This is a genomic window from Streptomyces sp. NPDC058758, assembly GCF_042746075.1.
Classification (GTDB): Bacteria; Actinomycetota; Actinomycetes; order Streptomycetales; family Streptomycetaceae; genus Streptomyces.
This window is the reverse complement of sequence record NZ_JBHYPS010000063.1, coordinates 23,693-29,692: the sequence shown is the minus strand read 5'-3', so window position 1 is coordinate 29,692 and position 6,000 is coordinate 23,693. Positions and strand designations below refer to the sequence as shown.

At 72.0% G+C, this 6,000-nt stretch carries 6 protein-coding genes; 5 read left to right on the top strand and 1 reads right to left on the bottom strand.

Translation table 11 applies throughout. The features are described from left to right. Positions 1-463 precede the first annotated feature (463 nt). Genes ACFW6A_RS37315 through ACFW6A_RS37295 form a run of 5 tightly spaced genes read left to right on the top strand, consistent with a single transcriptional unit; the run spans position 464 to position 4,768 of the window. Positions 464-1,957 carry a sensor histidine kinase gene (locus tag ACFW6A_RS37315; protein WP_351854490.1) on the top strand — a complete coding sequence of 498 codons (1,494 nt, stop codon included), beginning with the start codon at positions 464-466 and terminating at the stop codon, positions 1,955-1,957. A 1-nt stretch (position 1,958) separates the two neighbouring features. After that, the gene (locus ACFW6A_RS37310) at positions 1,959-2,366 is read left to right on the top strand and encodes a roadblock/LC7 domain-containing protein (protein WP_043225797.1); all 408 of its coding nucleotides are present in this window, start codon (positions 1,959-1,961) and stop codon (positions 2,364-2,366) included. Next, complete coding sequence (locus tag ACFW6A_RS37305; protein ID WP_351854493.1) at positions 2,363-2,719, top strand: DUF742 domain-containing protein; 357 nt, start codon at positions 2,363-2,365, stop codon at positions 2,717-2,719. Before ACFW6A_RS37310 ends, ACFW6A_RS37305 begins: the two co-directional genes overlap by 4 nt. Continuing rightward, positions 2,700-3,320 (top strand): ATP/GTP-binding protein, encoded by a 621-nt coding sequence (locus ACFW6A_RS37300; RefSeq protein ID WP_351854496.1) that lies wholly within the window; start codon positions 2,700-2,702, stop codon positions 3,318-3,320. Before ACFW6A_RS37305 ends, ACFW6A_RS37300 begins: the two co-directional genes overlap by 20 nt. Continuing rightward, positions 3,317-4,768 (top strand): cytochrome P450, encoded by a 1,452-nt coding sequence (locus ACFW6A_RS37295; RefSeq protein WP_386646237.1) that lies wholly within the window; start codon positions 3,317-3,319, stop codon positions 4,766-4,768. Before ACFW6A_RS37300 ends, ACFW6A_RS37295 begins: the two co-directional genes overlap by 4 nt. Positions 4,769-4,773: 5 nt before the next feature. Here ACFW6A_RS37295 and ACFW6A_RS37290 read toward each other — a convergent pair whose 3' ends face one another. After that, positions 4,774-5,913, bottom strand: a complete 1,140-nt coding sequence (locus ACFW6A_RS37290; RefSeq protein ID WP_386646234.1) for a hypothetical protein — start codon at positions 5,911-5,913, stop codon at positions 4,774-4,776. Positions 5,914-6,000 lie beyond the last annotated feature (87 nt).

Genomic DNA, 6,000 nt, shown 5'->3' with positions numbered 1-6,000 from the left:
GGTGGGCTTGGCGGGGGTTTCGGGCGCCCCCGCCCCCCCGCGCCGGCGGGGCGCCCCCCCGAAACACCCGGGGGGGCCGGACTCCCGTACGGGAGTCCGGACCCTCGGCGTGTTCCGTAATGACCGGTAAAAAGCACGGTCTCTGATCGCTTTCTATCATTTTCGATATGCATTCCTGCTCTCTTATGGGGCTGGATTGACTGATAGAACCCTTCCTTCCATCAAGGTCACACGCCAATCCCGAACTGACTATGCTCCGCAGATGTGTTGCGCCTCGCTCACAGCGAGTCATGAACGCTGGAAGCGGGCGCCTACGGAGCACGGCCGCGAGGAGACGAGGGCATTTCCTCCCGTCGGTACGTCGCGCCATTTCAGTCCGCTTCCCGTTCCAGACTCCCGAGGGAAACCGTTGATGGTTCGCGCAGGTTCAACTTCCAGAGCCAGGCCGGGCACGGCGGCTCCGGTGTGGCTCGTCCCGCCGGGTGTGCTCGCCGTCCTCTTCGCCATAGGGCTGCTCTTCGCGCCTGCGCAGATACGGACACCGGTGGCCTGGTACGGCTTCGCGGCGGTCTCCCTCACGGTCGGCAGCGCGGCGCTGACCGTGCGCCTGGCGCGGGCGGCCGAGGAGGCCCGCCACACGGGCGCGCTGCGGGCGGCGCGGCAGGCCCACGCGGAGAGCGAGGCGGCGCTGCTCGCGCGCCTGGCCGACCAGCGGACGAGCACCGTGTGGATGGCGGAGAAGCTCCTGCCCGCGGCCGTCGCCCGGCTCCAGAAGGGCGACCCCACCTCGGAGATCGTGCGGTCCGTCCGCTTCGGCGACCATCTGGACCCGGAGTTCGCCGAGGCGCTGAGGAACGCCCTCCAGACCCTTCTGGAGGCCGTCGAGGCCGAGGAGAACACCCGGGACTCCTCCCAGCGCGCCCTCGTGGCCGTCGCCCGCCGCGTCCAGGCGATCGTGCACCAGCTCGCCAAGGACCTCCGGGAGATGCAGATGGTCCACGGCATGGACCTCGTGCTCGCCCGCGGCCTGCAGGACGTCGACCACCGCAACGCGCTCATCGGCCGCCTCGCGGCGAGCATCGCCGTCCTCGGCGACGCCCGCCCCGGACGCCAGTGGTCGAAGCCCATCCCCCTCTACGACGTGCTGCGCGGCGCCATGTCGCGGATCGTGGACTACCCCCGCGTGAAGCTCCAGTCCGTCACCGAGGCGGCGATCATCGGTCCCGGCGCCGAGCCGCTGATCCACCTGCTCGCCGAACTCCTCGACAACGCCACGACGTTCTCGCCGCCGCACTCCCCCGTCGAGGTGAGCGCCGTCGAGGTGCCCTCGGGCATCGCGATCGAGATCGAGGACCGCGGCGTCGGCCTCACCGAGGAGGTCCGGCACCGCATCAACCGCGTCATGACGGACTCGTCGTCCGGGCTCTTCCTCGCCGGCCTGGGCGAGGTGACCCAGCTCGGCCTGCCGGTGGTGGCCCGGCTGGCCCGCGAGCACGGCTGCGACGTCGACCTGCGTCCCTCCGCCTACGGAGGCGTACGGGCCGTGATCCTCGTACCCCGCCGCCTGATCACCACGGTGGAGAAGCCCGTCGTGAGAACCCCCGAGCCCGCGCGCAAGCGCGCGGCGGGACCGCTGCGTCCGCTGCCGTCGCGCGGTGGCCCCTCGGTGCCGCCGCCGGCACCGGCGCCCGTACCGCCGCCCACCCCCCTCCTCCCCACCTCCTTCGACGAGGGCGCGGCGCCCTTCATCGACGGGCAGACCCTCAACGGCCTGCCCAAGCGCCGCCGCGACTCGCCCGTCCCCACGCCGGTCCTCCGCACCGGCCCCGAGCCGACGCCCGCCCCCAGCAATCCCGCCCGCCAGCCCGGGCTGATGTGGGAGGCCTTCAACGGCGACAAGCGCTCGGGCACCGCATCCTCCACTCCGCACAGCCAGCCGTCTGATGAGGTCGAATAACATGCAGCCACTGCCCAACATCGACTGGATGCTCACCGAGCTCGTGGGCGGCGTCCCCCACGTACGGCACGTGGTCGTCCTGTCGGCGGACGGTCTCAGCATCGGCCAGGCCAACACGGCGCCCGACACCGCCGACGCCATCGCCGCCGCCTGTTCCGGCATCCAGAGCCTCGCCCGGGCGATCGCCCAGATGTTCCCGCACGGGAACGGCTCGACCCACATGGTCGGCATCGAGGCCGACGGCGGCTACTTCTCCCTGATGGCGGCCGGCCCCGGCGCCTACCTCGCCGTCCTGGCCGACGCGGAGGTGGACGCGGGACTGCTCGGCGACCGCATGCGCACGCTCGTGACCAGGATCGGCCGGCACATGACCAGTCCGCCGCGTGAAGACGTCCGGCAGGCGATGTGACCTCGGACAACCCGAAGCCCTGGGAGGAGGGCAACCCCGTACCGCTCTACGTCATCACCGGCGGCGAGGGGTCCTCGGCCAAGGCCTTCGACCTGGTCACCCTGATCGCGACGAGGTCCACGCCCGAACCCTCGATGCAACCCGAGCAGGCGTCCATCCTCACCATGTGCGAGTACCCGCTGTCGGTGGCCGAGGTCTCGGCCTACCTCAGCCTTCCGTTCAGCGTCGTCACCGTGCTGCTGTCCCAGCTCGTCGACGACGAACGCGTCGAGGCCATTGCGCCCGTGCCCGTCGCGGCCTTCCCCGACCGCGGCCTTTTGGAGGCGGTGATCCATGGACTACGGAGACTCTGACACGCTCAGGGCGGGGCCGCGCGCACCCGACCTGCTGCTGCCGCACGGCGCCAGGGGCGTCAAGGTGGTCGTCGTCGGCGGCTTCGGCGTGGGCAAGACCACGATGGTCGGAGCGGTGAGCGAGATCCAGCCGCTGACCACCGAGGAACGGATGACGCAGGCCGGTGTCGGGATCGACCACAACCCGGGCGTCACCGGCAAGAACACCACGACCGTCGCGATGGACTTCGGCCGGATCAGCATCAACGAGGAACTGATCCTCTACCTGTTCGGAACCCCGGGACAGGAGCGCTTCTGGTTCCTGTGGAACGGGATCTTCGAGGGCGCGCTCGGCGCCGTGGTCCTCGTCGACACCCGCAGGATCGAGGTCTGCTTCGAGATCATCACCCGCCTGGAGGACCGCCGCGTCCCCTTCGTGGTGGCCGTCAACACCTTCCCCGAGGCCCCCCAGTACCCACTGCCCGAACTGCGCACGGCCCTGGCCCTCAGCGATTCCGTCCCCCTGGTCACCTGTGACGCCCGCGACCGGGCGTCCTGCCGGGACGCGCTGCTCTCGCTGATGGTCTACCTGTGCTCCCTCGCCGCCCAGGAGACCGCATGACCCTCCCCGCCCACGAGCACGCCGCGCAGGACCCGGGGCTCGTCCCGCCGCCCGGCTGCCCGGCCCACGCGGCCACCGGACCCGGCGGCGCGGCCCGGCTCTACGGCCCCGCCGCCGAGACCGACCCCATGGGCCTGTACGAGGAACTGCGCGCCGTCCACGGCCCGGTGGCGCCCGTCCTGCTCGACGGCGACGTCCGCGCCTGGCTCGTCCTCGGCTACAACGAGAACCGCGACGTGGCGACCCGCGCGACCCAGTTCTCCCGCGACCCCCGGGTCTGGCACGGCTGGAGCACCGGGGAGATCGACCCCGCCACCTCGCCGCTGATGCCGATGATCGGCTGGCGTCCCGACTGCGTCTGCGCGGACGGCGAGGAGCACCAGCGGCTGCGCAGCGCCGTCACCGCCTCGCTCGACCAGTTCGACCACCGGGGGATCCGGCGCCGCATCAACCGCTTCGCCCACGAGCTGATCGACACCTTCTGCGAGGCGGGCGAGGCGGAGCTGGTCGACCGCTTCACCGAGCACCTGCCGATGCTCACGCTGATCCACCTGCTGGGCATGTCCGACGAGGAGGCGCCGAAGCTGGTCCAGGCCGCGCGGGACCTCTTCAAGGCCACCGCGACCTCGCTGGCGAGCAACGCGTTCGTGGTGGACAGCCTGGAGCGGCTGGTCCAGGAGAAGCGCGTGAGGCCCGGACAGGACATCGCCTCCGCGCTGCTGTCCCACCCGGCGGGGCTCACCGACGAGGAGGTCGTGCACCACCTGCGCCTGGTGCTGCTCGCCGGCTACGAGACCACCGCCAACCTGATGTCGAACGTGCTGCGGATGGTGGTCACCGACCCGAGGTTCCGCGGCTCGCTGGCCGGCGGTCAGATGACGCTGCCGGAGGCCGTCGAGCAGGTCCTGTGGGACGAGCCTCCGCTGATGGTCTGCCCGTCCCGCTACGCCAACGGCGACACCACGCTCGGCGGGCAGCGGATCATGGCGGGCGACATGCTGCTGCTGGGCCTGGCGGCCGGGAACATGGACCGGGCGGTCCGCCCGGATCCGGCGGCACCGGTGCACCACAACCGCGCGCACCTGTCCTTCAGCGCCGGCAGTCACGAGTGCCCCGGTCAGGACGTCGGCCGCATCATCGCCGACACCGGCATCGACATCCTGCTCACCCGGCTGCCCGACATCGCCCTGTCCATCCCGGAGGAGGAGCTGAGCTGGCGCTCCTCCACCTGGGCCCGGCACCTGACGGCGCTGCCGGTCACCTTCGCCCCGCGGGCGCCGCGGGGCCACCAGTACGAGGCTCCGCTGCCGGCCGCCCCGCCGCCGCACGCGGCCGGGACCCCGGCGCCGCCGGAGGCGGCTCCCGCCGTCGCCTCCCGGCCGGCCGGCCGGCCGGGGGCGCGGCCGTCATGGTGGGAGCGGCTGCAGCGGCTGCTGCGGCTCCGGTAGGGCCGTCATGGCTCGGCGTCCCGACCGAGCCCGACGACGGAGGGGGGTGTCGCCGCGTGCCGGCCGGCACCCCTTCCGTACCACTGCTCGGGGGGAGCCGGGGCGGGCCCGCGCTGTTCCGGGAAGGCCGGGTCGGCGGGGACGTAGCGGGGCGCGCCGGTGTACCAGGCGTGGAGGCCGGAGAGGAAGCTGCACGCGCCGCCCAGCCAGGTGTCCAGCTCGGTCCGCTCCTCGGGGTCCAGTCCGGCGCGGCGGGCCAGCAGGGGGACGTCCTCCTCGCGGAGCTGTTCGAAGTCCCGCATGCGGGAGTTGACGAGGTGGACGGAGGCCGGGACGGCCTCGCGCAGGGGGATGCCCAGGGAGGTCCCGAGGACGACGACGAGGTTGTTCACGTCGTGTTCCTCGTGGACCTCCCGCTCGTAGGAGGCGATGTCGTTCGCCAGGCCCATGACGTCCATGAAGGCGGCGGTGAGCGCGCGGACGGTGCGGTGGTCCCGGATCCGCTCCGGTATTCGGGCGCCCGTGGCGAGTTCGACGGAGTAGGGGGCGGTGTGCGCGGCGAAGCTCTCGCGCCGGAAGGGGGCGTAGTCGATGAGGTGGGGGACGCGGCCGGTGCGGCTGTTGGCCAGCTCCTCGACGCCCGCGTCGACGTAGCGGGCCAGCGCGCGGCTGAACTCCTGCCGCCAGTGGGCGAGCCGGGGCGGGAAGAGGTGGCGCTGGAGGTCGGCGATGCCCCGCTCGACGGCGTTGACCGGCTCGGGCAGGCGGGCGCCCTCCTCCGTGCGCAGGAAGGCGTGGAGCCGGGCGGTGAAGTCGTGGGCGCCCTGGAGGTCGCTGGTCCGCTTGAAGGAGTGGGCGAAGTAGTCGTCCCAGGCGAGGGCCCAGATGTTGAAGCGGTGGTTGAGCCGGAGGGCCGCGGGCGAGGCGTCGGGCAGGGTCCAGGCGGTGAGCAGGTCGACCGTCATGGCCCGGAACTGCGTCTGGGTCCAGATCGGGTGGTGGTCGGGACGTCCGTCGCCGGAGTCCAGCATGCCCATCTCGCGGGCCCAGGTCTCGCTCTCGGCGCGGAGCCCCGGCAGGTGCGGATTGACCTTGAGTGGATGAGGCATCCACAACTCGGGGATTTCGACGGCATGCAGGGGCATGGTCGCTCCACCTCCTTCAGTCCTCGGAACCCGTTGTATGTTGCCGCTGTCGCTGACGGCCGACAATTCCCGCCACGCGACGCTGCA

Coding starts and splice junctions, on each gene's coding strand:
- ACFW6A_RS37310 (WP_043225797.1), top strand. CDS start 1,959: ATGCAGCCACTGCCCAACATCGACTGGATGCTCACCGAGCTCGTGGGC.
- ACFW6A_RS37295 (WP_386646237.1), top strand. CDS start 3,317: ATGACCCTCCCCGCCCACGAGCACGCCGCGCAGGACCCGGGGCTCGTC.
- ACFW6A_RS37300 (WP_351854496.1), top strand. CDS start 2,700: ATGGACTACGGAGACTCTGACACGCTCAGGGCGGGGCCGCGCGCACCC.
- ACFW6A_RS37290 (WP_386646234.1), bottom strand. CDS start 5,913: ATGCCCCTGCATGCCGTCGAAATCCCCGAGTTGTGGATGCCTCATCCA.